The organism is Arthrobacter sp. SO5 (assembly GCF_020532805.1).
In the GTDB taxonomy this organism is placed as follows: Bacteria; Actinomycetota; Actinomycetes; order Actinomycetales; family Micrococcaceae; genus Arthrobacter.
The window spans coordinates 1-22,890 of record NZ_MQTQ01000054.1; the positions used below are offsets into that span (position 1 = coordinate 1).

A 22,890-nucleotide genomic window follows, 5' to 3' on the forward strand; every position below is an offset into this window, starting at 1 on the left:
CCCGGTACCCCCCAGCCGACTCCTCCGTATGCCGCCGGAAGTCCCCGGAAACCGACGCCGGCGGAGGCTCCGCCGGCCCGGGATGCCCTGGCGAAGTTGAAAGACCGGGCCGGTTCCATTCTGTTCGAACGGCTGGGCACCCGGCTGATCGATACGTCCCTGACCGAGGACCAGTTGCATGCGCTGGTGCAGCAGGAGCTCATCGAGGTGGTCGAGGCCGAGGAAGTGCCGCTGACGAAGGATGAACGGCAGCGCCTGATCAAGGGCGTGAGCGATGACGTCCTGGGCTACGGGCCCCTGCAGCGCCTGCTCGACGACGAGAGCATCACTGAGATCATGGTCAACGGCCCGGACATGATCTACGTCGAACAAAACGGGAAGCTGACCCGCAGCCGGGTCCGTTTCGCCTCCGAGGCGCACCTCCGCAAGGTCATCGAACGCATCGTTGCGCGGGTGGGACGGCGCATCGACGAATCCTCGCCCTTGGTGGATGCCCGGCTGTCCGACGGATCCAGGGTCAACGCCGTTGTGCCGCCGTTGGCCGTCAACGGATCGTCACTGACAATCCGGAAGTTCGCCACCGACCCCTTCCAGGTCCACGACCTCATCGGCTTCGGCACGCTCTCTCCGGAAATGGCCGAACTCCTCGACGCCTGCGTCAAAGCCCGCCTGAACATCATCGTTTCGGGCGGCACCGGGACGGGCAAAACCACACTGCTCAACGTCCTGTCCAGCTTCATCCCCGAGGGCGAACGCATCGTCACCATTGAGGACGCCGTCGAGCTCCAGCTGCAGCAGGACCACGTGGTGAGGCTGGAGAGCAGGCCCAGCAACATTGAAGGCAAAGGCGAAATCACCATCCGCGACCTGGTCCGCAATTCGCTCCGTATGCGGCCAGACCGGATTGTGGTGGGTGAAGTGCGGGGCGGCGAGACCCTGGACATGCTGCAGGCAATGAACACCGGGCACGACGGTTCATTGTCCACCGTCCACTCAAACTCCCCCCGGGACGCCATCGCCCGGCTCGAAACCCTCGTCCTGATGGCCGGTATGGACCTCCCCCTGCGTGCTGTCCGGGAACAAATCGCCTCCGCCGTGGACGTGATCGTCCAACTCACCCGGCTCCGTGACGGCACCCGCCGCGTCACTCATGTCACCGAGGTTCAGGGCATGGAAGGCGAGATTGTCACTCTTCAGGACGCGTTTATCTTCGATTACAGCGCGGGACTGGATGTAAACGGCCGTTTCCTCGGCAAGCCGATGCCCACCGGGGTCCGCCCTCGGTTTACGGACCGGTTCACGGAACTCGGCATCGAGCTCTCCCCCGGGGTCTTCAATCCTGCTCCCTCGGCTGTCCGCGCCCGATGACGAAGGCGAAGGCGAACCCATGGAAATGATCCTGGGATTTCTGTTGAGCTACGCCGCACTGGGCGTGGCTGTCCTATTCATCGTCGCGCCGCGCAGGCCCCCTTCCCTGCTCAACGGGCGGACCGCCGCTGACCGCGGTAAAAGCACGTTGGCCGGCGGAGTGGCAGGGCGGGCCACGGCCGCCGTCGAAACGCTGTTGAAGCGACGTAACTACACCGCAGCGCTGGGGGCAGCACTGGAACAGGCTGGCCTCAGCCTGAGGGCGCCGGAATTCGTAGTGCTGGCCCTGGCGGGTGCGGCCACGTGCGGCGCGGCGGCGCTGGCCGCGCTGGGTCCGATTCCGGCGCTGATCCTCCTGCTGCTCTCGCCGTTTGCGGCTCGCTTCCTGCTGCGCTTTCTGGCCTCGCGCCGACGTGCGAAATTCGCCGAACAGCTCGACGAGACGCTGCAGCTGCTCGCCGGAGGCCTGCGTGCCGGGCACAGCCTGTTGCGCGCCATCGATGCGGTGGCCGGGGAAGCCGGGGCCCCCACCACCGCGGAATTTGCGCGGATCATCAACGAAACGAGGCTCGGCCGGGACTTGGGCGAGGCACTGGACGATGCCGCCCTTCGCATGCGCTCGGAAGATTTCTCCTGGGTGGCCCAGGCCATCGCCATCCATCGGGAGGTCGGCGGCAATTTGGCGGACGTCCTGGACCAGGTGGGCCAGACCATCCGGGAGCGGAGCCAGATCCGCGGCCAGGTGAAGGCTCTCAGCGCCGAAGGGAAGATCTCGGCGCTGGTCCTCATGCTGCTGCCGGTCGGGATCACGGGGGCCCTGATGGTCCTCAGTCCGGGGTACATGGATCCGATGGTGACCACCCCTCTGGGCCTCGCAATGGTCGGCGCCGCTGCTGTCCTCTTCAGCCTAGGCGGCCTCTGGCTGCGCAAAGTCGTACAGTTCAAGTTCTAGCTCGAGCTTGAGCTTGAGAAGAGGAAGTCGTTATGTCGGCAACAGTTGTTGCAGCCATCGGATTGATCGTCGTGGCTATTGCCCTGGGGTCGTGGGCCGTCATCGGCACCCGTGTTCCCGGGAAGGATTCCATCGAAGAAAACCTGTCCCGCGGGCTCATGCACGCCAAGAAGCCGGTCAAGGAGAGGAGTTCGGTGCTGGACTCTTTCGCCGGGCGGTTCACGCCCCGGCGCCTGGTGGCAAACCTTGACCGGCAGCTCGCTCTGGCGGGCCGGCCGCCCGCGTGGCCGCTCAGGCGGCTTATGGCCGCCAAATTCGCCGCCGCCTTCCTTGCCGTCGTCGTGGGGCTGCTGCTGATCAGAGGTGATCCCAGCGCAAAAACTCTGTGGCTCTCGATCGCCGTGACCGTCGTCGGCTACTTCCTGCCTGATCTCCTGATTTACAGCAGGGGGCTGGAACGCCAGACGGCCATCGGACTTGAACTGCCTGACACGCTGGATCAGATGACAATAGCTGTGGAAGCCGGCCTGGGCTTCGACGCCGCCATGTCACGGACCGGCCAAAACGGAAAAGGGCCGCTCGCCGCCGAACTCGTCCGTACACTTCAGGATATGCAGATCGGTATGTCCCGCCGCGAAGCCTACCTTGCCCTCGCCGACCGGACCGGGGCGCCGGATCTGCGTCGTTTCGTCAACGCCATCCTGCAGGCGGACCGGTACGGGATTTCCATTTCCGCCGTGCTACGGACGCAGGCCAGCGAAATGCGGCGGAAGCGCAGGCAGCGGGCGGAGGAGCAAGCCATGAAGATTCCCGTCAAGGTTCTTTTCCCGCTCATGCTGTGCATCCTGCCTGTGCTCTTTATCGCGTTGTTAGGCCCCGCCGCCATTAAGGCCATCGCGACCTTCAGCGGCATGTAGGGGGACCTTCCTGCGGAAAGCCGAAAGGTTTCCGCAGGAATCCCCGGAACGCGGAGCCTGTCCCGGCTGAGGCAGTAGCGTGGGCACATGTCCTTTATAGGTGGCCCGGACGACGGCGACGCGAATACTGCCCTCTCGGGCGAGGCTTCCCCCGGCGGAGCCGGCCTGAATATCCCCGAGGCAGGCGATCCCGAGGCATGCGATCCCGTGGCGCCTGCCCCTCCACCACTCGTCGATCCTGCGGCGCTCCAGGACCTCGGCGTCCAGCTGGAGAGCCCGGCCGTGGCCAAGGGCTTCGCCCGGGACTACGCGAAGATGTGGGACCAACGCTACGGCTCGCTCTCTTCCGCCGTCGTCGGAGGCGACCACGCAGCCGCCCTCGACGCCGTGCTGAGCCTGAAGACGTCCTCGGCGATGGTGGGCGGCGCCCGTTTGGCGCAGCTTGCCGGGGAGCTTGAGGCAGCGGTCCGTGATGGGAACATGGACCGGGCGCAGTCACTCCTGGGCGCCGTGGAAGAACGAGGCAGCGAAACGGTGGACGAGCTGGCGTTCAGCTACGTCCTCTGGGACAGCTAGGCCTCTCGGCCCGTCTGAAGCGGGGGCTACGTTCGCTCCGGTGCCAGCCGGTAGCCCACCCCGCGTACTGTCTGCAGCCAGCGCGGCTGCAGCGGGTTTTCGCAGAGTTTCCGCCGGAGGTTGCCGATGTGGACCTCCACGGCCCGCTCATCAGACTCGCTGATGTAGGCGTCCGCCCTGTAGTACTCCCCCCGAACCACCCGGACCAGATCGGTTTTGGACCTCACGGCGCCGGCCCCCTTGAGCAGGGCCAGGAGGAGATCGAACTCGCTCCGCGTCAGGGTGACGGGCTCGCCGTCGACCGTGAGGGAGCGGGTCTCCGGATTCAGCACCAGACCGTTGTGGCGGAGAACCGAATCGGCGGCCGGCGCAGGGTCCGCCGATGCCGGCGTCCTGGGGACGGCCGCCATTCCGCTGAGCGGATCCTGCCGGGGACGGCGCATCATCGCCGCCACGCGCGCGCGCAGTTCGCGCGGCCGGAACGGCTTGGTCATGAAATCATCGGCCCCGGTATGGAGGGCGGTGAGCGTGTCCAGCTCATCGGTCCGGGCCGTCAGCATCACCACGTAGGCGTCACTGAACTGCCGGATCCGGCGCAGGACCTCGAAGCCGTCGATGTCCGGAAGGCCCACGTCCAGGGTGACAACGCTGGCCTCCCGGAGCCGCACGACGTCGACCCCTTCTTTGCCGCCGGATGCGGAGTGGACTTCAAACCCGGCCTGGCTCAGCACCGCTTCGACAAGGTTACGTACGTCCTCGTCGTCTTCTACAACGACGGCGACTCCAAGGTCAGTCATGGCCCCCCTCACTTCTGTTGCTGCTCCCACTACCCGGCGCGGACGCGTCGGTACAGCTGCCCGTCGTACCGCTCAGTAGTGCCAGAATACCCACGCCACGGGGCAAAAACGGTTCCGGCACAGAAACAGCAGCCGAATTACTGAGCTATGGGTCAAGTTAGTGTGACAGCAGGTGTAAAACTGGAGCAGCGAGGAAAGGGTGCGGCATCTGTGAGTGAACGGCAAATCGTCCGGAACGCGGACGGTTACTTCAAGGCCCTGCCGCCGCGCGTGCACGTAACGCTGTGCCAGCTGCCGATGGCTGCGGTCTTGGCCGCCGTCGTGCTCGCAGCGCCCGCAGGCTGGCCCGGCCTCCTCGACGGCGGGCCGTGCAGGGCAGCCTTCGGCCTCCATGCCGTGCTGCTCCTCGCCTGCGTCCTCGTGCCCTGGGACCGGCTCGGGCCGCATCTCCCGCTCGTCATCCCGTTGCTGGACGTCGTGGCGGTAGGCCTCATCCGCAGCGGCGGCGTCGAAGGTCTCCCGGACCTGGGCCTCCTCGCCCTGTTCCCGGTCCTCTGGATCTCCGGCTCACGGCTCCCGGCCCGGTCGAGCCTCGCCCTGAGCGTCGTTGCCGCCCTGCTGACCGGGTTGCCGTGGGTATTCGAGGCCGGCTTTGCCCCAAGCCCGGACCGGATCGCCCTGGACGTTCTGGTGCCTTTGCTGATGGTGGGGGTGTCCCTCACCGTGCTGCTGGTGAGGTCGCGCTTCACGCACCAGAAGCGCCGCAGCGAGGACAGGGAAACTGAGCTGCAGTTGCTGCTGACCCACAGCAGGGGACGCGAGGCCCTGCTGGGCCAGATCCTTGACACGGTGGACGTCGGGATCGTCGCCTTGGATGCCGACGGCCGACGCATTCTCACCAACAGCTGGCAGTCCCAGTTGGAGGCCTCTGCTGCACCGGCCGGCTCTCCGCCGTCCGTGCGGGAAGCGGAGCTGATCCTGACCGGCCACGGACACACGGCGCCGCTCCCCCCGGGCCGTCGGCCCCTCCAGCGTGCGGCTGCCGGCGAGACCTTTGCGGACTACCTCGTGTGTTACGGCGGCGAGCCCGCCGTTAGGGTGGCGTCCGCCGGGGCCCGCCCGTTGACGGACGACGGCGCCGGCTCCGGCGGGTCCGTCGTGCAGTTCCACGAGGTGACGGTGCATATCGAGTCGCTGGCCGCCGAGAAGGAGGTTGTGTCGAACTTTTCGCACGAGCTGCGTACTCCACTGACATCAATAATCGGGAACCTGGACCTCGTCCTCGGCGACGTCGATGATCTTCCCGCTCCGGCGGTGCGCCGCATAGAGATCGCCCAGCGGAACGCCGAACGGCTGCTGGCCCTGGTCTCGGAGCTGTTGAAGCCTGGTCCCCGGGCCGTGTCGGTGCGCCCCTGCCGCACTGACCTGGCCGCGCTGGTGGAGGCCGCCCTCAGCTCGGCCCAAGCGCATGCCCGCTCCATGGGGGTCCTGCTGTCAGCCGATGTGTCCGCCCCACTGTGGGCCGAGGCGGACCCCCTGCGGATCGGCCAGGTACTGGACAACCTCGTCTCCAACGCGATCAAGTATTCCCCGGGCGGTGGAACTGTCCGGATCTACGCCAGTACCGGGGAGGGCTGGGTACGCCTCCACGTGGAGGACACGGGCATGGGGATGACCGCTGCCGACGCCGCCCAGGTCTTCACCCGCTTCTTCCGAAGCCCGGCCGCACGGGCGAATTCCATCCCGGGTGCGGGGCTGGGACTTTCGATCACCCAGGACATCGTCGAAGGACATGGCGGAAAGATCACCTGCACCAGCAGGCCCGGGCACGGCAGTACGTTCACAGTGGCACTCCCTGCTGGAAGTACACCGCAGACGGCCTAGTAGCGGCACCTCACGAGCTTCTACCGGCGCCTCGACCGAGTGAGTTCAGCTCTGGCCAGCAGTCCGCTGGCCGAGGGGTACGTGACTTCCTCCAGCACCAGCGGATGCGGTGCAGCCAGCACGGACTTCGCATCCCGCTGGCGGGCGAGGAGCCGCTCCAGGAGCCAGCCCGGGGCTTCCACGCCCTCGCCCACGAACAGCGCCGAGCCGACGAGGGAGCGGACCATGTTGTGGCAGAAAGCATCGGCCTGGACGGTGGCAACGATCACTCCGTCCGAACCGCGGGCAAACTCGAAGCGCTGCAGTTCCCGGATGGTGGTGGCACCTTCGCGGGGCTTGCAATAGGACCGGAAATCCTGCAACCCGAGCAGCTGCGAGGCGCCTTCGTTCAGCAGGCCGACGTCGAGCGGTTCCCCATGCCAGAGGGTGGCGGAGCGGCCCAGCGGGTCCCAGAGCTCGGGGCCGTCGGCGATCCGGTAGCTGTAGCGTCGCCAGAGCGCGGAAAAACGCGCGTCAAAGCCAGCATCAGCGATGGAAACTTTGTGGACCTCGATGGCCCCTCTGAGATCGCCGAGGACCCGGCTCAGGGCGCCGCGGAGCCGGCGCAGCAGGGCAACCGCGGGATCCAGCTCCGCACCCCGGTTCAGGCCCAGCCACTCGGTCTCGCTGAGGTCCAGGTGCACCACCTGGCCGCGGGCGTGCACGCCGGCATCGGTGCGGCCGGCGACAGTGACGCGGATCGGGCGGCGGATCAGCATCGCCACGGCGTCCTCGAGCGTGCCCTGGACGGTACGGCATCCGGGCTGCACGGCCCAGCCGCTGAAGGGTCCGCCGTCGTACGCCAGATCCAGCCGGATACGCAAAAACCCGCCGTCCCTTCTCACGGGGGCAGCGGGTTCTTGCTCGTTCATAGACTTAAGTCTAGGCGAAGAAATCAGCGAATTACTTCGCGTCCTTCTTAGACTCGACGGGGGCTTCCTCAGCGGCCGGGGCCTCTTCGGTGGCTGCTGCTTCGGTCTCGACGACCTCAGCCTCAGGAGCCTCTTCGGTCTCGGCAACTTCGGTCTCGGCGACCGGAGCGGCTTCTTCCTTCTCGGCATCCTTCTTCTCAGCGTCACGCTGGGCGGCGGACGTAGCCTCGGCTACCACGGCCTGCTTGGCGGAAACCGGCTCAAGCACCAGTTCGATGACAGCCATGGGAGCGTTGTCGCCCTTGCGGTTGCCGATCTTGGTGATGCGGGTGTAGCCGCCGTTGCGGTTCTCCACTGCCTGTGCAATGTCGGTGAACAGCTCGTGGACGATGCCCTTGTCGCTGATCAAGCCGAGTACACGGCGGCGGGAAGCCAGGTCGCCACGCTTGGCGAAAGTCACCAGGCGCTCGGCGTACGGCTTCAGTCGCTTGGCCTTGGTCACCGTGGTGGTGATCCGCTTGTGCTCGAACAGGGCGGCGGACAGGTTCGCGAGCATAAGACGCTCGTGAGCCGCTCCGCCTCCGAGGCGCGGACCCTTTGCGGGGGTAGGCATAATAGTTTCTCCTCATTTGGAAGCCAGCGGGCTGCGCACACTATGGTGCATCCAGCCCGCCAGCCAAGATCTGTTTGTTAGAGCTCGTCGTCGCTGAACGCGGCGTCGTCCTCTTCAATTGCTGCGGCGCGTGCTGCGAGGTCAAAACCGGGAGGCGAGTCCTTGAGGGACAGGCCCAGTTCAACCAGCTTTGCCTTGACCTCATCGATGGACTTCGCACCGAAGTTACGGATGTCCATGAGGTCGGCCTCGGAGCGGGCCACGAGTTCACCCACGGTGTGGATGCCCTCACGCTTGAGGCAGTTGTAGGAACGGACGGTGAGGTCCAGATCCTCGATCGGCAGGGCCATGTCTGCTGCCAGAGCAGCATCCGTCGGCGACGGGCCAATCTCGATACCTTCAGCTGCGGTGTTCAGCTCGCGGGCCAGACCGAACAGTTCCACCAGGGTGGTACCTGCGGAAGCCACGGCATCGCGCGGGGCGATCGCCTGCTTGGTCTCGACGTCGACAATGAGCTTGTCGAAGTCGGTGCGCTGCTCAACACGGGTAGCTTCCACGCGGAAAGTAACCTTCAGGACCGGCGAGTAGATCGAGTCGACCGGAATGCGGCCGATCTCGGAGTCGCCGGACTTGTTCTGAGCTGCCGAAACGTAGCCGCGGCCGCGCTCGATGGTCAGTTCGAGTTCGAACTTGCCCTTCGAGTTCAGCGTGGCAATGTGCAGATCCGGGTTGTGGAATTCGACGCCGGCCGGCGGAGCGATGTCCGCGGCGGTGACGACTCCCGGGCCCTGCTTGCGCAGGTAAGCAACAACCGGCTCGTCGTGCTCGGAGGAAACCGACAGGTTCTTGATGTTCAGGATGATCTCAGTGACATCTTCCTTGACACCGGGAACCGTGGTGAACTCGTGCAGCACGCCATCGATCCGGATGCTCGTGACAGAGGCACCGGGGATGGAGGAAAGCAGGGTACGGCGGAGGGAGTTTCCGAGGGTGTAACCGAAACCGGGCTCCAGCGGTTCAATGATGAAACGGGAGCGGTTATCGGAGACGACCTCTTCGGAGAGGGTGGGGCGCTGTGCAATGAGCACTTAGGTTTCCTTTCGGCGAGCATCCGCTATATGACGCAACACAGGTGGTGGAAAGATCGGTCTGAAGACTTAACGCGGCCGGGCTTGCCCGGACCGGTGAGGGTACGGGCAAGCTCCGGTGCGCTGGAAAGCCTTAGACGCGGCGGCGCTTCGGCGGACGGCAGCCGTTGTGGGCGCTGGGGGTTACATCCTGGATGGATCCAACCTCGAGGCCAGCGGCCTGCAGTGAACGGATAGCCGTTTCGCGTCCGGAACCCGGTCCCTTGACGAACACGTCAACCTTGCGCATACCGTGCTCCTGTGCACGCTTTGCGGCGGCTTCGGCGGCCATCTGGGCAGCGAACGGGGTGGACTTACGTGAGCCCTTGAAGCCAACCTCACCGGACGAAGCCCAGGAGATGACAGCACCGTTCGGATCCGTGATGGAAACGATGGTGTTGTTAAAGGTGCTCTTGATGTGCGCCTGGCCCAGCGCGATATTCTTCTTGTCCTTCTTACGCGGCTTGCGAACCGCGCCACGAGTCTTCGGGGGCATTTTTTCTCCTACAGAAAGTTATTGGGGGAAGACCTAGTTAGTCCCTCAGGACCTATCTGGTCTTCTTCTTGCCTGCGACGGTGCGCTTCGGGCCCTTGCGGGTACGTGCGTTCGTCTTCGTACGCTGTCCGCGCACTGGCAGGCCCTTGCGGTGGCGAATACCTTCGTAGCTGCCGATTTCAACCTTGCGGCGGATATCTGCTGCTACTTCGCGGCGAAGGTCACCCTCAACCTTGTAGTTGCCTTCAATGTAGTCACGAAGCTGGACGAGCTCGGCGTCGGACAGGTCCTTGACCCGAACGTCCGCGCTGATGCCGGTGGCAGCCAGGGTTTCGTGTGCACGGGTCTTGCCCACGCCGTAGATGTAAGTAAGCGCAATTTCCAACCGCTTTTCGCGGGGAATGTCTACGCCAGCGAGACGAGCCATAGAGGCAGTGCTCCTTGAATAAACCGGAGGTCGTAGGCAGTACACCCGCACGGTGCGTGCGGCCCCAGCCTCCGACCGGGGGTTAGCTGTACGGGCTCATACGTCCCAAATCAGCTTGTGCTGCCTTTTATTTACTTGCGTGGGTTAGCAACCCAGGATTTCCCGAAGGGGAAATTAGCCCTGGCGCTGCTTGTGGCGCGGGTTCTCGCAGATCACCATGACCCGGCCATTACGGCGGATCACTTTGCACTTTTCGCAGATCTGCTTGACGCTCGGCTTGACCTTCATGGCGTTCCTTTGCGTGTTGCAGTGGTCAGCTGGAACGGCCTTCGGCTGTTGCCTTGGCCGCCCAGTGTTTACTTATAGCGGTAGACGATACGACCACGTGTCAGGTCATACGGGCTCAGCTCCACCACTACCCGGTCCTCAGGGAGAATCCTGATGTAGTGCTGGCGCATCTTTCCAGAGATGTGTGCCAGAACGATGTGCTTGTTGGTGAGCTCAACGCGAAACATCGCGTTAGGCAGCGCCTCAGTCACAACGCCCTCGATCTCAATGACCCCGTCCTTCTTGGCCATACCCTCCGCTAACTGTTGTTTGCCGCAGCCTGCCGGCTTGCACCGGAAATGACCGCGGACGTTTTTGATTGATTGGCCGGTGCCTCCCGGCCACAAAAGGGCACAACAGGGCAGACAACCAACACGCAACACTACGCCATTTCGGGCCGAATGTTAAATCCAGCAACACTAGCGCACTATGCCCCCATATGCGGCCATCTCGCCACCGGGAGTGCTGACAGCCCGGGCGTTGGCGATCCCGTCCATGATGGCGAGGCGGACGACGTCGGCCGCCGCACTCTGCAGGGTGATGAGACTCACCTGCCGGGCCGCTTCGCTGCTGCGGTCCAGGGCGAGCGCTCCGATGGCCAGGCAGAAGACCGTGTCGCCGTCCGCCAGCGTGTGGCTCGGGTTCAGCGCCCGGGCGAGGCCGGCGTGCGCCGCGGACGCCGTCCGCTTGCACTCGGCCTTGTCCAGCAAGGCGTTCGTGGCGACGACCGCGAGCGTGGTGTTCAGCGGCGCCGGCTGGTCACCCGCCGGGTGATTGCGCCGGGCCGCATCATCTCCAAACGGCAGTCCCAGCGCATTAACGACCGCCAGTGCCCCCACGACGACGCCGCCCTCCAAGGTGACGGAGGCCGTCCCCACGCCGCCCTTGTACGTCCCCCGGCCGATGGCCGCCCCGGTGCCGGCGCCGACGTTGCCGCGCTCGACGTCGTGCCCGTCTTCCCGGGCCGCGGCGTCAGCGGTAGCCGCATAGCCCATGGCTGCGTCCGGACGGGCGGCAAAGTCACCGCCCCGGCCCAGGTCGAAGATCGCAGCGGCCGGCACGATCGGCACGACGCCGCCGGGAACGGCGAATCCGCGGCCGTTCTCCTCGCACCAGCGCTGGGCACCGTGGGCGGCTGCCAGGCCATAGGCGCTTCCGCCGGTGAGGACCACGGCGTCCACGGTGGAAGTCATTGTGGTGGGATCCAGCGCATCCGTCTCGTGCGTGCCGGGCCCGCCGCCGCGCACGTCCACGGACCCTGTGGTCCCGGCCGGGGGAAGCACGACGGTCACCCCGCTCAGCCACCCGCCGTCGGACTTTTGCACATGCCCCACCCGGATTCCGGCGACGTCGGTAATGGCTCCCATGGCTCCATTGTGCGCCTGGACGGCAGCAGAATTCGCGGAAGCGCAATCAATACACGGCCGGCCCGGACGCGGTATCCATCCAAGGGCTGCCGAGCCGGCAGGAAACCAAACGTTCTGAGGTTCTTCGGCGAACACTGAATTAACGCGCACAGAAACCTGGTGCAACAAATCCCCGAGCGGAATCTTTGCGGGGTTCTGCCCACCCGGCGTGTGGTGAAGTGGATGAGATCCCCCATCCAACCGCCTGCCATCGGCAGGCCCGGATCCGTTAGGGACCCGAATGACTAGACAATTAACCGAGCGGCCGCCTGCCGCGACCGGTCCGGCGGCAACCGCTCCGGCCGCGCCGCGCCGCGCCGGCTGGTCCGGCAGGAAGCGGCGGGATTTCTTCGTGTTCCTGGCCCTGGCACTGCCCAACCTCGTCCTGATCGCAGTGTTCACCTACTTGCCGCTCTTCAACAACATCTACTACTCCACGCTGGACTGGACCCTCGGCTCGGCCTCCGCCACCGTGGTGGGTTTCGATAACTACATCTCCTTCTTCTCGAGCGCCGACGCCGCCAAGGTCCTCGGGACCACCGCGGTGTTCACTCTCGTCACGGTGGGCGGCTCCATGGTGTTGGGCCTCCTGGTTGCCCTCGCGCTGAATTCCAAGGTCCGGGGAACCACGTTTGCCCGCTCGGCGGTGTTCGCCCCCTACGTACTCAGCGGCGTCGGCGTCGGACTCGTCTGGCTGTTCATCTTCGACCCGGGCTACGGGGTGCTCGCCTGGCTGCTGCGCGGCATCGGCCAGCAGAGCCCGCAGTGGATCAATGATCCGCAGCTCTCACTTGTCATGGTGATCATCGTCTACGTCTGGAAGAACCTCGGCTACTGCGCGGTGGTCTACCTGGCCGGCCTGCAGTCGCTCCCGCAGGACGTCATGGAGGCCGCCTCCCTGGACGGCGCCAACGGCTTCCGTCGGTTCCTGAGCATGTCCGTCCCGCTGCTGTCCCCCACCACCTTCTTCCTGCTCATCACCACGCTGATCAGTTCCCTGCAGGCGTTCGACCTCATCCGGATCATGACGCCGCTCGGCAACGGGACGTCCACCCTGATCTACGAGGCCTATCTGCAAGCCTTCGGCGCCTTTAACCGGGCCGGCTACTCGGCGTCCATCTCGGTGGTGCTCTTCGCCATCCTGCTCATCATCACCGTGCTGCAGTTGCGGTTCGTCGAACGGAAGGTGCACTACTCGTGAGCCTGCTCTCACCCGTCAGCCCCGACCCCGCCGCCGCCGCCGGCCCGTCATCCAGCCGTTCATCCGGCCCGGACGGCGGCGCCCAAGGCGCCCACGGCGCCCCGGACGCGGATCCCGGGATCCCGCAGCGGCGCGACCGTCCGTTTTCCCGGGCCAACCTGGTCCGGACGATCGCGGGCGGCTACATTCCGCTGATCCTTGCCACGCTGGTGGTGTTCCTGCCGCTGCTGTGGATGGTCCTGAGCTCCCTCAAGCAGCCCGGCGAGATCATCACCATGGATCTGAAGGTCCTGCCGGAGAGCCTGAACCTGGAGAACTACCAGACGGCCATGACGACGGTGCCCTTTACCAAGTTCTTCATGAACAGCCTGATTGTCACCGCGGTGGGGGCAACCATCAAGGTGCTCCTGGCCGTCCTGACTGCCTACGCCCTGGTGTTTGTCCGTTTCCCGCACAAGAACCTCATCTTCGTGCTGGTCCTGGTGGCGCTCATGGTGCCGCCGCAGGTATCCATCCTCCCCAACTACATCCTGATCGCCGGCCTGGGGGGCAAGAACACCCTGTGGGGCATCATTCTTCCCGGGCTCGGCACCGCCTTTGGAACGTTCCTGCTGCGCCAGCACTTTATGACGCTGCCCGCCTCCATCCTGGAAGCCGCCGAGATCGACGGAGCCGGCCACTGGCGCAGGCTCTGGCAGATTGTGGTCCCCGTTTCCGTGCCGTCAATCGCCACGGTTGCCCTGGTCACGGTGGTCAGTGAGTGGAACGACTACATCTGGCCGCTCATCATCACGGACCGGCCGGAAACCATGACCCTTCCGGTGGGCCTGACACTGCTGCAGAACTCGGAAGGAAACGGCTCCGGCTGGGGCATCCTGATGGCCGGCGCCGTGCTGGTGATCGTGCCCATCCTGCTGGTCTTCGCGGCCCTGCAGCGCTACATCGTGGCCGGCCTGACCCAGGGCAGCGTCACCGGGTGAGGCCGCCCTCCCATTTCCCCACTTCACCACCGGCACCACAGCACTACCGGCATCACAGGCACCAACCCCCGCGTCAGCATCTTCGAGAGGATCCACCATGGCATTGAACCTAGACCGCAGGCACTTCCTGGGACTGGCAGGCGCCGGCGCCGGCGCTGCCGCATTGGCGGCCTGCGGAGGCCCCTCCACCGCCGGCAGCCCGGCGGCGTCGGGTGCCGCCGAGATCGACTTCAGCGGCGTCAAGCCCGCAGCCTCGATCGATTTCTGGACCAACCACCCGGGCAAGTCCCAGGACGTGGAAAAAGCCATGATCGAGAAGTTCCAGGCGAAATTCCCTGACATCAAGGTGAACCTCGTGACGGCGGGCGCCAACTACGAGGAAATCGCGCAGAAGTTCCAGACGTCGCAGGCAGCCAAGTCCGGCCTCCCGGGCCTCGTGGTGCTCTCGGACGTCTGGTGGTTCCGTTACTACACCAACGGCAACATCATCCCGCTCGACGGCTTGATCAAGCAGTTGGACATCAAGGTGGACGACTTCCAGAAGTCCCTTGTTGCGGACTACAAGTACGCGGACAAGCAGTGGGCGCTCCCCTACGGCCGCTCCACACCGCTGTTCTACTACAACAAGGACCATTTCAAGGCCTCAGGGCTGCCGGACCGGGCCCCCAGGACGTGGCAGGAGTTCGGCGAATGGGCGCCCAAGCTCAAGGCAAGCTCCGGCGCGCAGTACGCCTACATCTATCCTGCGCTGGCCGGCTACGCGGGCTGGACGCTGCAGAACAACCTGTGGGGCTGGAGCGGCAGCTGGTCCGACGGGTGGACCTTCAACTGCGACTCCACCGAGTCCGTGGCAGCGCTGCAGTGGGCGCAGGACTCCATCTTCAAGGACAAGTGGGCCGGCGTTTCCTCGAAGGAGGCCGCCGACGACTTCGCAGCAGGCATCACGTCCTCGACAATCTCGTCCACGGGCTCCCTGCTGGGCGTCCTGAAGTCCGCGAAGTTCAACGTCGGCGTCGGGTTCCTGCCGGGCGGTCCCAAGAATGAAAGCGCCGTCTGCCCCACGGGCGGCGCCGGCCTCGGCATTCCCAGTGGCGTCAGCAAGGAAGTCCAGCTCGCGGCTGCGATGTTCCTGAAGTTCATGACGGAACCGGAAAACACGGCGGCATTCTCCGCGGCGACCGGCTATATGCCGACCCGCACCTCGGCAGACATGACCGCGGTGCTGGCCGCAACCCCGCAGATCAAGACGGCCATGGACCAGCTGGCCGCCACGCGGGTCCAGGACAACGCCCGGGTGTTCCTGCCGGGCGCGGATCAGGAGATGGCCAAGGCCGCCGCTAAGATCCTCACGCAGCAGGGCGACGTCAAGGCGACCATGACCGAGCTCAAGGCCACGCTGGAAGGGATCTACACCAAGGACGTGAAGCCGAAGCTCAAGAGCTGACGCCACCCGAATTTCCTGGCGACACGAAAAATCCCTGGCGACTCCGGAATTCCGGTGTCGCCAGGGATTTTCTGCGTCGTGGGCGGATTCGGGCGTCGCCTTCTTACGGAATCGGGACAGGCACGACGCCGAGCGGGGCAAGCTTCGCGGCTCCACCGTCGGGCGCCGAGAGCACCCAGATGCCCTTTTCGTGGACTGCGACGGAATGTTCCCACTGGCAGGAGCGCTTGCCGTCGGTCGTCACGACGGTCCAGTCATCCGCCAGCACCGCGGTGTCGATGCTTCCGCGCACCAGCATGGGCTCGATCGCCAGGCACAGCCCCGGCCGGATCTTGGGCCCGCCGTGGCCCGTGCGGTAGTTCGGCACGTCCGGGGCCATGTGCATCTCGGAGCCGATTCCGTGGCCCACGTAGTCCTCCAGGATCCCCAGTTCCTTACCGGGCACGGAGGAGACGTAGTCGTCCACGGCGTTGCCGACGTCGCCGACGAACTTCCCGGTGGCGAGGGCCGCGATGCCGTGCCACATCGCCGCCTCGGTAACGTCCGAGAGCCGCTGGTCCTCGGGGTCGGCCGTGCCTACGATCACGGTCCGGGCCGAGTCGGAGTGCCAGCCGTCCACGATGGCGCCGCCGTCGATCGAGAGGATGTCCCCGTCCTGCAATACACGGTCACCGGGGATGCCGTGGACCACTTCCTCATTGACCGAGGTGCAGATGGTTGCCGGGAAGCCGTGGTAGCCCAGGAAGTTGGACGTCGCTCCGGCGTCCTTGAGCACGGCGGCGAACACGGCGTCGAGGTCCCGGGTGGTCTTGCCGGGGACCGCGGCGGCCACGGCGGCGTCCAGGGCCCGGCTGAGGACCAGCCCGGCCTCCTGCATGGCGCGCATGTGGGCGTTGGTCTTGTATTCGATGCGGGGCTGGCCGAAGGCCATCTGCAGCTTCCTTTCAGTGGGGCCGCGCCGCGTCCGGGGACGTGCGTGGCCAAATGGCTGAGGCCCCTCCCGGTGGTCCGGGAGGGGCCTCACAAGTCTTGGGCCGATCAGGCCGACTGGGCCTCTTTGATGGCCTGCATGACGCGGTCTGTGACCTCGTCCATGCCGCCGATGCCGTCAACCCGGGTCAGGACGCCGCGGTCGGCATACTTGGCGACCACTGCTTCCGTCTGGCCGTGGTACAGGTCCAGGCGGTGGCGGATGACGGCTTCGTTGTCATCCGTGCGTCCCGTTTCCTTGGCGCGGCCCAGCAGGCGCGTGACGAGTTCCTCGTCATCGGCCGTGAGCTGCAGGACGACGTCGAGCTTCTGGTCGCCGGCCGCCAGGATGTCCTCGAGGTAGTCAACCTGGGCCGTGGTCCGCGGGTAACCGTCCAGGAGGAAGCCGTTTTCGACGTCGTCCTCGCCGAGGCGCTCACGCACCATCTTGTTCGTCACGCTGTCCGGGACGAAGTCACCGGCATCCATGTATTTCTTGGCTTCGATGCCAAGCGGGGTTTCACCCTTGACGTTGGCGCGGAAGATGTCGCCGGTGGAGATCGCGACGACGCCGAGGCGCTCCGAAATACGCTCTGCCTGTGTTCCCTTCCCGGAGCCGGGGGGTCCGATAATCAACATTCTCGTCATCGCAAAAGCCCTTCGTAGTGACGCTGCTGTAGCTGCGCGTCAATCTGCTTGACGGTCTCCAGACCGACGCCCACCATGATCAGGATCGAGGTGCCGCCGAACGGGAAGTTCTGGTTGGCATTGATCAGGACCAGGGCAACGAGCGGAATCAGCGCCACGAAACCCAGGTACATGGCACCCGGCAGGGTGATCCTGGAAAGGACGTACTGCAGGTAATCCGCGGTCGGCTTGCCGGCACGGATACCCGGAATGAAGCCGCCGTACTTCTTCATGTTGTCAGAAACTTCCTCAGGGTTGAAAGTGATCGCAACATAGAAGTACGTGAAGAACACAATCATGGCGAAGTAGAGCGCCATGTAGATCGGGTGGTCGCCGCGGGTGAGGTTGTTGTTGATCCACTCAACCCACGGTGCAACCGGCTCACCCGGCTTGGGCTGGTTGAACTGGGAGATCAGGCCTGGCAGGTACAGCATCGAGGAAGCGAAAATAACGGGCACGACGCCGGCCATGTTCACCTTGATCGGGATGTACGTGCTGGTGCCGCCCACAGTGCGTCGGCCGATCATGCGCTTGGCGTACTGCACCGGGATGCGGCGCTGGGACTGCTCGACGAAGACCACCAGTGCCACGGTCAGCAGGCCGATGAGGAGCACCATAAAGAAGGTGCCCGGACCCTGGGAGGTCCAGATGGCTCCGAGCGAGCCGGGGAAGCCGGCCGCGATGGAGGTGAAGATGAGCAGGGACATGCCGTTGCCGACGCCCTTCTCGGTGACAAGCTCACCCATCCACATGATGAGGCCCGTGCCGGCCGTCAGCGTGATGATCAGCAGGACGGTGGTGACGATGCTCGTGTCCGGGATGATCGGCAGCTGGCAGTTCGGCAGCAGCTGGCCTGACCGCGCCAGGGACACCAGGGTGGTGGCGTTGAGCAGACCCAGCGCGATTGTGAGGTATCGCGTGTACTGCGTCAGCTTCGACTGGCCGGAGGCGCCTTCCTCGTACAGCATCTGGAACCGGGGAATGACCACCCGGAGCAACTGAACGATGATGCTCGCCGTGATGTACGGCATGATCCCGAGGGCAAAAATCGAGACCTGCAGCAGTGCACCGCCGCTGAACAGGTTGACGAGCTGGTAGATACCGCCCGAGGTCTGACCGCTCCGCAAGCATTGCTGGACATTCTGGTAGTTCACACCAGGCGAGGGGATGAACGCACCCAAGCGGAAGATAGTGATGATTGCCAGCGTGAACAACAACTTGCGCCGCAGATCAGGCGTGCGAAAGGCCCGGCCAAATGCGCTAAGCAAGCGTCCTCCTGATGAATAAGTAAAGTCGTGTGAGACAGGTCAAATAAACCCAACAACCGAGTCTAACGGGTAGAGGTGCCCTGCGGGCAATCGGCAGGGCCGGAAATAGAAAAACTCCCGGTACCAAGAGCCTGAGACTCTGGTACCGGGAGTTTTCAACAACGGGCTACTGCCCCGCCGACTCCTTAGAGTGCGGTGGTGCTTCCGCCTGCTGCGGCAATCTTTTCTGCGGCGCTGGCCGAGAATGCGTGGACGGTGACGTCAACCTTGACGGTGATGTCGCCGGTGCCCAGCACCTTGACGGGCTGGTTCTTGCGAACGGCGCCCTTTTCGACCAGGTTCTCCACGGTGACTGCGCCACCTTCCGGGAACAGCTCGTTGAGCTTGTCCAGGTTTACCACCTGGTACTCAACCCGGAACGGGTTCTTGAAGCCGCGCAGCTTCGGCAGGCGCATGTGCAGCGGCAGCTGGCCGCCGGCAAAGCCAGCCTTGATCTGGTAGCGGGCCTTTGTACCCTTGGTACCGCGACCAGCGGTCTTACCCTTGGAACCTTCGCCACGACCAACACGGGTCTTGGCGGTCTTGGCACCCGGGGCGGGACGCAGGTGGTGAACCTTCAGTGCGTTCTGCTTCTCAGCAGTGGCGCCCTGTGCCTTTTCGGCGGTTTTCTTCTCTGCCATTTACTTCGCCTCCTCTACCTTTACCAGGTGCGGAACCGTGTTGAGCATTCCGACGGTCACGGCGTCGGCGGTGCGGACAACGGTGTGTCCGATCCGCTTCAGGCCGAGGGACCGAAGGGTGTCGCGCTGGTTCTGCTTGCCGCCAATGGCGGACTTGATCTGAGTGATCTCCAACTTTGCATCGGAGACAAGCACGTTCTTAGCCATGACTCAGACACCTGCCTTCTGGTTCAGGAGCGCCTTCACCATTGCCGGCGGAGCGATCTCGTCGAGCGGGAGGCCGCGGCGTGCTGCCACTGCTGCCGGCTCTTCGAGGCGCTTCAGCGCGTCAACGGTCGCGTGAACGATGTTGATGGCGTTGGAGGAACCGAGCGACTTGGAGAGGATGTCGTGGATGCCCACGCACTCCAGTACTGCACGGACCGGACCGCCGGCGATAACACCGGTACCGGCGGAAGCCGGACGCAGCATGACGACGCCTGCGGCGGCTTCACCCTGAACACGGTGCGGGATGGTGCTGCCGATGCGGGGAACGCGGAAGAAGGACTTCTTGGCTTCTTCGACGCCCTTCGCGATTGCGGCAGGAACTTCCTTCGCCTTGCCGTAGCCGACGCCGACCATACCGTTGCCGTCACCGACGACGACGAGGGCGGTGAAGCTGAAGCGACGACCACCCTTGACGACCTTGGAAACACGGTTGATGGTTACGACGCGCTCTACGAACTGGCTCTTTTCGGCTTCGCGGCCACCATCGCGGCCACCACGGCCACCACGGTCGCCACGGCCCTGGCCGCGGTCGCCACGCTCGCCACGACGAGCGCCACCACGGGCGCCGTCAGCGGCAGCAGCAGGCGCAGCGGTCTCAGTTGCCGGAGCAGCTACAGCTTCAGTCACCTGAATGTCCTTTTCGTTATTTTCGGTCACAGTGACAGCCCACCTTCGCGTGCGCCGTCAGCGACGGCGGCGATGCGGCCGTGGTACTTGTTACCACCGCGGTCGAAGACAACTGCTTCGATGCCGGCAGCCTTGGCACGCTCGGCGACGAGCTCGCCAACGCGCTTGGCCTTGGCGGTCTTGTCACCGTCCAATGCACGAAGGTCTGCTTCCAGTGTGGAGGCGCTCGCTACAGTCAGGCCCTGGGTGTCATCGACAACCTGGACGAAAATGTGGCGTGCGGAGCGGTTGACGACCAGACGCGGACGTACAGCCGTTCCGGAGATGCGCTTGCGGATACGAAGCTGGCGGCGGCTGCGCTGGGCAGACTTGCTCTTGTTCGTACGCTTCTTGTTAATTGCGATCGCCATGGTTACTTACCAGCCTTTCCGACCTTGCGGCGGATGACTTCGCCTGCGTAACGGATGCCCTTGCCCTTGTAGGGGTCCGGCTTCCGCAGTTTGCGAATGTTGGCAGCAACCTCGCCGACCTGCTGCTTGGAGATACCTGAAACAGAGAGCTTGGTCGGGGTCTCTACTGCAAAGGTGATGCCGTTCGGTGCCGTGATGTTGACCGGGTGGCTGTAGCCCAGAGCGAACTCCAGGTCAGCACCCCGAGCCTGGACGCGGTAACCAGTACCGACAATCTCAAGCTTCTTCTCGTAGCCTGCGGTGACACCCTGGATCATGTTGGCGATCAGGGTGCGCGTCAGGCCGTGCAGCGAACGGGAGGCGCGCTCGTCGTTCGGGCGGGCGACAGTCAGGGTGCCTTCTTCCAGGGAAACCTCGATCGGGCTGGGCACAGTGTGGCTCAGCTCGCCTTTGGAACCCTTGACGCTGACGACAGAGCCGTCAACCTTGACCTCAACGCCGGCAGGAACGGTGATGGGGAGACGTCCAATACGTGACATTATTCTCTTCCTTTCCCGTTACCAGACGTAAGCGAGGACTTCGCCGCCCACGCCCTTCTTGCCGGCCTGCTTGTCAGTCAAGAGGCCGGAAGAGGTGGACAGGATTGCGACACCCAGGCCACCGAGCACGTGCGGCAGGTTGGTGGACTTTGCGTAAACGCGCAGTCCCGGCTTGGAAATACGACGAACGCCAGCGATTGAACGCTCGCGGTTCGGACCGAACTTGAGCTCGAGGGTCAGCTTCTTGCCAACCTCAGCGTCTTCTTCTTTCCAGGAGGCGATGTAGCCTTCAGCCTTCAGGATGTCGGCAACGCGTGCCTTGAGCTTGCTGTACGGCATAGACACGGAATCGTGGTACGCCGAGTTTGCGTTGCGCAGACGCGTAAGCATGTCTGCGACGGGATCTGTCATTGTCATGGTGGGCTCTTGCCCTTCCTCATAACGGTTTCCGCCGCGCAGTCTTCCGAACAGAATTCGGAACCGGCACGGACGGACCTTTTACGTAGCTAGATTAATCTTCGGTCTTGAACGGGAAGCCAAGTGCCTTGAGCAGCGCGCGGCCTTCGTCGTCGGTCTTGGCAGTGGTCACGACAGTGATGTCCATGCCGCGTACGCGGTCAATGGAATCCTGGTCGATCTCGTGGAACATAACCTGCTCGGTCAGACCGAAGGTGTAGTTGCCGTTGCCGTCGAACTGCTTGCCGCTGAGGCCCCGGAAGTCACGGATACGCGGCAGAGCCAGCGTGACCAGACGGTCCAGGAATTCCCACATGCGGTCCCCACGCAGAGTTGCGTGCGCACCGATCGGCATGCCTTCGCGCAGCTTGAACTGTGCGATCGACTTGCGGGCTTTGGTTACCTGCGGCTTCTGGCCGGTGATCAGGGTCAGATCGCGGACAGCGCCGTCGATCAGCTTGGAGTCCTTGGCGGCATCTCCAACACCCATGTTCACAACGACCTTGACCAGACGGGGAACCTGGTTGACGTTCTCGTACTTGAATTCCTCAACGAGCGTGCTCTTGATGGAATCCGCGTACTTGGTCTTCAGACGAGGAACGATCTTGCTTGCCGGAGTCTCGAGAGTCTCAGTCATTAGATGTCCTTCCCTGAGCTCTTGGCCACGCGGACACGCACTTCGCGCTTCACGCCATCGCGCTCAACGGTCTCGGTGCGGAAACCGACGCGGGTGGGCTTCTTGGTGGAGGGGTCAACCAGAGCCACGTTGGAGATGTGGATTGAAGCCTCAACGACCTCGATGCCACCGGTCTTCGTGCCGCGCTGCGACTGACCGACCTTGGTGTGCTTGGTCACGCGGTTAATACCTTCGACCAACACGCGGTTGGTCTCGGGGAAGACGCGCAGAACCTTGCCCTGCTTGCCCTTGTCGCCGCCGCGCTCAGCCTTGGCGCCAGTGATGACCTGAACCAGGTCACCCTTTTTGATCTTAGCCATGGACTAAAGCACCTCCGGAGCCAGAGAAACGATCTTCATGAACTTCTTATCGCGAAGTTCACGACCAACCGGTCCGAAGATACGGGTACCGCGGGGGTCACCGTCAGCCTTCAGGATCACAGCTGCGTTCTCGTCAAACTTGATATAGGAACCATCCGCACGGCGGCGTTCCTTCTTGGTACGGACGATGACAGCCTTGACGACGTCGCCCTTCTTTACGTTGCCGCCCGGAATTGCGTCCTTGACGGTAGCGACGATAACGTCGCCAATGCCTGCGTAGCGACGGCCAGATCCACCGAGAACGCGAATGGTAAGGATTTCCTTAGCACCCGTGTTGTCGGCGACCTTGAGTCGCGACTCCTGCTGAATCACTATTTACTCCTTGCGTCGCGCTGGTTCTCAGACCGAAAATCTTCCTACGGAATGAGCCTTGCGGAACGGTTGATCGGGGTGTCTCTTGACCTGCCTGGATTTTGCCAGACCAGGCCTAAACTCCCGTGCCAAAAACATTTGCTTCCCAGGCTGGTCCCGACAAGTCGGGGCGCAAGGGGGCACTATGCCGTGG

The 22,890-nt window shown here is 64.2% G+C and carries 29 protein-coding genes; 8 read left to right on the forward strand and 21 right to left on the reverse strand.

Going from position 1 to position 22,890, the window contains the following annotated elements; genetic code table 11:
- The 4 genes from BJG92_RS09835 to BJG92_RS09850 form a co-directional block, all read left to right on the forward strand.
- Positions 1–1,368: CpaF family protein (locus BJG92_RS09835; RefSeq protein ID WP_232083854.1), on the forward strand; the 1,368-nt coding region annotated here is incomplete at its 5' end.
- Between the two features lie 19 nt (positions 1,369–1,387).
- Positions 1,388–2,320, forward strand: coding sequence for a type II secretion system F family protein (locus BJG92_RS09840; RefSeq protein WP_232083855.1), 933 nt, complete (start codon positions 1,388–1,390; stop codon positions 2,318–2,320).
- A 32-nt stretch (positions 2,321–2,352) separates the two neighbouring features.
- Positions 2,353–3,237, forward strand: a complete 885-nt coding sequence (locus BJG92_RS09845) for a type II secretion system F family protein (protein WP_232083856.1) — start codon at positions 2,353–2,355, stop codon at positions 3,235–3,237.
- Between the two features lie 87 nt (positions 3,238–3,324).
- Positions 3,325–3,813, forward strand: a complete 489-nt coding sequence (locus BJG92_RS09850; protein ID WP_232083857.1) for an Hpt domain-containing protein — start codon at positions 3,325–3,327, stop codon at positions 3,811–3,813.
- A gap of 26 nt (positions 3,814–3,839) precedes the next feature.
- Here BJG92_RS09850 and BJG92_RS09855 read toward each other — a convergent pair whose 3' ends face one another.
- On the reverse strand, positions 3,840–4,610 hold the full coding sequence (locus BJG92_RS09855; protein ID WP_232083858.1) for a response regulator transcription factor: 771 nt from the start codon (positions 4,608–4,610) through the stop codon (positions 3,840–3,842).
- A 210-nt stretch (positions 4,611–4,820) separates the two neighbouring features.
- Between BJG92_RS09855 and BJG92_RS09860 the strand changes: the two genes are divergently transcribed.
- Complete coding sequence (locus tag BJG92_RS09860; protein WP_232083859.1) at positions 4,821–6,494, forward strand: cell wall metabolism sensor histidine kinase WalK; 1,674 nt, start codon at positions 4,821–4,823, stop codon at positions 6,492–6,494.
- 20 nt (positions 6,495–6,514) lie between these two features.
- Here the strand turns inward: BJG92_RS09860 and BJG92_RS09865 are convergent, their stop codons facing one another.
- The 8 genes from BJG92_RS09865 to BJG92_RS09900 all read right to left on the reverse strand — a co-directional run bounded on the left by BJG92_RS09865 (position 6,515) and on the right by BJG92_RS09900 (position 11,762).
- Positions 6,515–7,405, reverse strand: coding sequence for a tRNA pseudouridine(38-40) synthase TruA (locus BJG92_RS09865; RefSeq protein ID WP_232083860.1), 891 nt, complete (start codon positions 7,403–7,405; stop codon positions 6,515–6,517).
- A 31-nt stretch (positions 7,406–7,436) separates the two neighbouring features.
- Complete coding sequence (gene rplQ, locus BJG92_RS09870) at positions 7,437–8,018, reverse strand: 50S ribosomal protein L17 (RefSeq protein ID WP_232083861.1); 582 nt, start codon at positions 8,016–8,018, stop codon at positions 7,437–7,439.
- Positions 8,019–8,095: 77 nt separating this feature from the next.
- The gene (locus BJG92_RS09875) at positions 8,096–9,106 is read right to left on the reverse strand and encodes a DNA-directed RNA polymerase subunit alpha (RefSeq protein ID WP_024366109.1); all 1,011 of its coding nucleotides are present in this window, start codon (positions 9,104–9,106) and stop codon (positions 8,096–8,098) included.
- Positions 9,107–9,239: 133 nt separating this feature from the next.
- Positions 9,240–9,641 carry a 30S ribosomal protein S11 gene (gene rpsK / locus BJG92_RS09880; RefSeq protein WP_018773682.1) on the reverse strand — a complete coding sequence of 134 codons (402 nt, stop codon included), beginning with the start codon at positions 9,639–9,641 and terminating at the stop codon, positions 9,240–9,242.
- 52 nt (positions 9,642–9,693) lie between these two features.
- Positions 9,694–10,068, reverse strand: coding sequence for a 30S ribosomal protein S13 (rpsM, locus tag BJG92_RS09885; RefSeq protein WP_024366110.1), 375 nt, complete (start codon positions 10,066–10,068; stop codon positions 9,694–9,696).
- Between the two features lie 174 nt (positions 10,069–10,242).
- On the reverse strand, positions 10,243–10,356 hold the full coding sequence (gene rpmJ / locus BJG92_RS09890; protein ID WP_009358722.1) for a 50S ribosomal protein L36: 114 nt from the start codon (positions 10,354–10,356) through the stop codon (positions 10,243–10,245).
- Between the two features lie 68 nt (positions 10,357–10,424).
- Entirely contained in the window at positions 10,425–10,646 is a 222-nt protein-coding gene (gene infA, locus BJG92_RS09895) for a translation initiation factor IF-1 (RefSeq protein WP_009358723.1), read from the reverse strand.
- Positions 10,647–10,814: 168 nt separating this feature from the next.
- Positions 10,815–11,762: a P1 family peptidase gene (locus BJG92_RS09900; RefSeq protein WP_232083862.1), complete on the reverse strand. Its 948-nt coding sequence runs from the start codon at positions 11,760–11,762 to the stop codon at positions 10,815–10,817.
- Between the two features lie 280 nt (positions 11,763–12,042).
- Here BJG92_RS09900 and BJG92_RS09905 point away from each other — a divergent pair, with 280 nt between their 5' ends.
- The 3 genes from BJG92_RS09905 to BJG92_RS09915 all read left to right on the forward strand — a co-directional run bounded on the left by BJG92_RS09905 (position 12,043) and on the right by BJG92_RS09915 (position 15,426).
- Positions 12,043–13,002, forward strand: a complete 960-nt coding sequence (locus tag BJG92_RS09905; RefSeq protein ID WP_232083863.1) for a carbohydrate ABC transporter permease — start codon at positions 12,043–12,045, stop codon at positions 13,000–13,002.
- 119 nt (positions 13,003–13,121) lie between these two features.
- The gene (locus BJG92_RS09910; protein ID WP_232083972.1) at positions 13,122–13,982 is read left to right on the forward strand and encodes a carbohydrate ABC transporter permease; all 861 of its coding nucleotides are present in this window, start codon (positions 13,122–13,124) and stop codon (positions 13,980–13,982) included.
- A 97-nt stretch (positions 13,983–14,079) separates the two neighbouring features.
- Positions 14,080–15,426 carry an ABC transporter substrate-binding protein gene (locus BJG92_RS09915; RefSeq protein ID WP_232083864.1) on the forward strand — a complete coding sequence of 449 codons (1,347 nt, stop codon included), beginning with the start codon at positions 14,080–14,082 and terminating at the stop codon, positions 15,424–15,426.
- 103 nt (positions 15,427–15,529) lie between these two features.
- Here the strand turns inward: BJG92_RS09915 and map are convergent, their stop codons facing one another.
- The 12 genes from map to rplN all read right to left on the reverse strand — a co-directional run bounded on the left by map (position 15,530) and on the right by rplN (position 22,697).
- The gene (gene map / locus BJG92_RS09920; protein WP_232083865.1) at positions 15,530–16,357 is read right to left on the reverse strand and encodes a type I methionyl aminopeptidase; all 828 of its coding nucleotides are present in this window, start codon (positions 16,355–16,357) and stop codon (positions 15,530–15,532) included.
- Positions 16,358–16,464: 107 nt separating this feature from the next.
- Entirely contained in the window at positions 16,465–17,034 is a 570-nt protein-coding gene (locus tag BJG92_RS09925) for an adenylate kinase (protein WP_232083866.1), read from the reverse strand.
- Between the two features lie 5 nt (positions 17,035–17,039).
- Positions 17,040–18,350 carry a preprotein translocase subunit SecY gene (gene secY, locus BJG92_RS09930; RefSeq protein WP_232083867.1) on the reverse strand — a complete coding sequence of 437 codons (1,311 nt, stop codon included), beginning with the start codon at positions 18,348–18,350 and terminating at the stop codon, positions 17,040–17,042.
- A 185-nt stretch (positions 18,351–18,535) separates the two neighbouring features.
- The gene (gene rplO / locus BJG92_RS09935; RefSeq protein ID WP_232083868.1) at positions 18,536–19,030 is read right to left on the reverse strand and encodes a 50S ribosomal protein L15; all 495 of its coding nucleotides are present in this window, start codon (positions 19,028–19,030) and stop codon (positions 18,536–18,538) included.
- Positions 19,031–19,237 (reverse strand): 50S ribosomal protein L30, encoded by a 207-nt coding sequence (gene rpmD, locus BJG92_RS09940; protein ID WP_018773676.1) that lies wholly within the window; start codon positions 19,235–19,237, stop codon positions 19,031–19,033. It abuts the gene before it with no gap.
- 3 nt (positions 19,238–19,240) lie between these two features.
- Positions 19,241–19,924: a 30S ribosomal protein S5 gene (gene rpsE, locus BJG92_RS09945; RefSeq protein WP_226774750.1), complete on the reverse strand. Its 684-nt coding sequence runs from the start codon at positions 19,922–19,924 to the stop codon at positions 19,241–19,243.
- Positions 19,925–19,950: 26 nt separating this feature from the next.
- Positions 19,951–20,334 (reverse strand): 50S ribosomal protein L18, encoded by a 384-nt coding sequence (gene rplR, locus BJG92_RS09950; RefSeq protein ID WP_232083869.1) that lies wholly within the window; start codon positions 20,332–20,334, stop codon positions 19,951–19,953.
- A gap of 2 nt (positions 20,335–20,336) precedes the next feature.
- Positions 20,337–20,873 (reverse strand): 50S ribosomal protein L6, encoded by a 537-nt coding sequence (rplF, locus tag BJG92_RS09955; protein ID WP_232083870.1) that lies wholly within the window; start codon positions 20,871–20,873, stop codon positions 20,337–20,339.
- Between the two features lie 18 nt (positions 20,874–20,891).
- Positions 20,892–21,290 carry a 30S ribosomal protein S8 gene (gene rpsH, locus BJG92_RS09960; protein WP_056425243.1) on the reverse strand — a complete coding sequence of 133 codons (399 nt, stop codon included), beginning with the start codon at positions 21,288–21,290 and terminating at the stop codon, positions 20,892–20,894.
- A 94-nt stretch (positions 21,291–21,384) separates the two neighbouring features.
- On the reverse strand, positions 21,385–21,966 hold the full coding sequence (gene rplE, locus BJG92_RS09965) for a 50S ribosomal protein L5 (RefSeq protein WP_024366124.1): 582 nt from the start codon (positions 21,964–21,966) through the stop codon (positions 21,385–21,387).
- A complete protein-coding gene (gene rplX / locus BJG92_RS09970) occupies positions 21,966–22,325 on the reverse strand; it encodes a 50S ribosomal protein L24 (protein WP_024366125.1) in 360 nt (119 codons plus the stop codon). Before rplX ends, rplE begins: the two co-directional genes overlap by 1 nt.
- A gap of 3 nt (positions 22,326–22,328) precedes the next feature.
- Positions 22,329–22,697, reverse strand: coding sequence for a 50S ribosomal protein L14 (gene rplN, locus BJG92_RS09975; RefSeq protein ID WP_024366126.1), 369 nt, complete (start codon positions 22,695–22,697; stop codon positions 22,329–22,331).
- Positions 22,698–22,890 lie beyond the last annotated feature (193 nt).

Excerpts from the sequence above, each read along its gene's own strand:
- BJG92_RS09925 (WP_232083866.1), bottom strand. The coding sequence starts at position 17,034 with ATGTTGATTATCGGACCCCCCGGCTCCGGGAAGGGAACACAGGCAGAG.
- BJG92_RS09855 (WP_232083858.1), bottom strand. The coding sequence starts at position 4,610 with ATGACTGACCTTGGAGTCGCCGTCGTTGTAGAAGACGACGAGGACGTA.
- rpmD (WP_018773676.1), bottom strand. The coding sequence starts at position 19,237 with ATGGCTAAGAACGTGCTTGTCTCCGATGCAAAGTTGGAGATCACTCAG.
- rplE (WP_024366124.1), bottom strand. The coding sequence starts at position 21,966 with ATGACTGAGACTCTCGAGACTCCGGCAAGCAAGATCGTTCCTCGTCTG.
- BJG92_RS09900 (WP_232083862.1), bottom strand. The coding sequence starts at position 11,762 with ATGGGAGCCATTACCGACGTCGCCGGAATCCGGGTGGGGCATGTGCAA.
- rplO (WP_232083868.1), bottom strand. The coding sequence starts at position 19,030 with ATGGCAGAGAAGAAAACCGCCGAAAAGGCACAGGGCGCCACTGCTGAG.
- BJG92_RS09905 (WP_232083863.1), top strand. The coding sequence starts at position 12,043 with ATGACTAGACAATTAACCGAGCGGCCGCCTGCCGCGACCGGTCCGGCG.
- rplQ (WP_232083861.1), bottom strand. The coding sequence starts at position 8,018 with ATGCCTACCCCCGCAAAGGGTCCGCGCCTCGGAGGCGGAGCGGCTCAC.
- rpsM (WP_024366110.1), bottom strand. The coding sequence starts at position 10,068 with ATGGCTCGTCTCGCTGGCGTAGACATTCCCCGCGAAAAGCGGTTGGAA.
- BJG92_RS09915 (WP_232083864.1), top strand. The coding sequence starts at position 14,080 with ATGGCATTGAACCTAGACCGCAGGCACTTCCTGGGACTGGCAGGCGCC.
- rplF (WP_232083870.1), bottom strand. The coding sequence starts at position 20,873 with ATGTCACGTATTGGACGTCTCCCCATCACCGTTCCTGCCGGCGTTGAG.
- map (WP_232083865.1), bottom strand. The coding sequence starts at position 16,357 with ATGGCCTTCGGCCAGCCCCGCATCGAATACAAGACCAACGCCCACATG.
- infA (WP_009358723.1), bottom strand. The coding sequence starts at position 10,646 with ATGGCCAAGAAGGACGGGGTCATTGAGATCGAGGGCGTTGTGACTGAG.
- rpmJ (WP_009358722.1), bottom strand. The coding sequence starts at position 10,356 with ATGAAGGTCAAGCCGAGCGTCAAGCAGATCTGCGAAAAGTGCAAAGTG.
- rpsK (WP_018773682.1), bottom strand. The coding sequence starts at position 9,641 with ATGCCCCCGAAGACTCGTGGCGCGGTTCGCAAGCCGCGTAAGAAGGAC.
- rplX (WP_024366125.1), bottom strand. The coding sequence starts at position 22,325 with ATGGCTAAGATCAAAAAGGGTGACCTGGTTCAGGTCATCACTGGCGCC.
- BJG92_RS09850 (WP_232083857.1), top strand. The coding sequence starts at position 3,325 with ATGTCCTTTATAGGTGGCCCGGACGACGGCGACGCGAATACTGCCCTC.
- BJG92_RS09845 (WP_232083856.1), top strand. The coding sequence starts at position 2,353 with ATGTCGGCAACAGTTGTTGCAGCCATCGGATTGATCGTCGTGGCTATT.
- BJG92_RS09840 (WP_232083855.1), top strand. The coding sequence starts at position 1,388 with ATGGAAATGATCCTGGGATTTCTGTTGAGCTACGCCGCACTGGGCGTG.
- BJG92_RS09865 (WP_232083860.1), bottom strand. The coding sequence starts at position 7,405 with ATGAACGAGCAAGAACCCGCTGCCCCCGTGAGAAGGGACGGCGGGTTT.
- rpsH (WP_056425243.1), bottom strand. The coding sequence starts at position 21,290 with ATGACAATGACAGATCCCGTCGCAGACATGCTTACGCGTCTGCGCAAC.
- rplR (WP_232083869.1), bottom strand. The coding sequence starts at position 20,334 with ATGGCGATCGCAATTAACAAGAAGCGTACGAACAAGAGCAAGTCTGCC.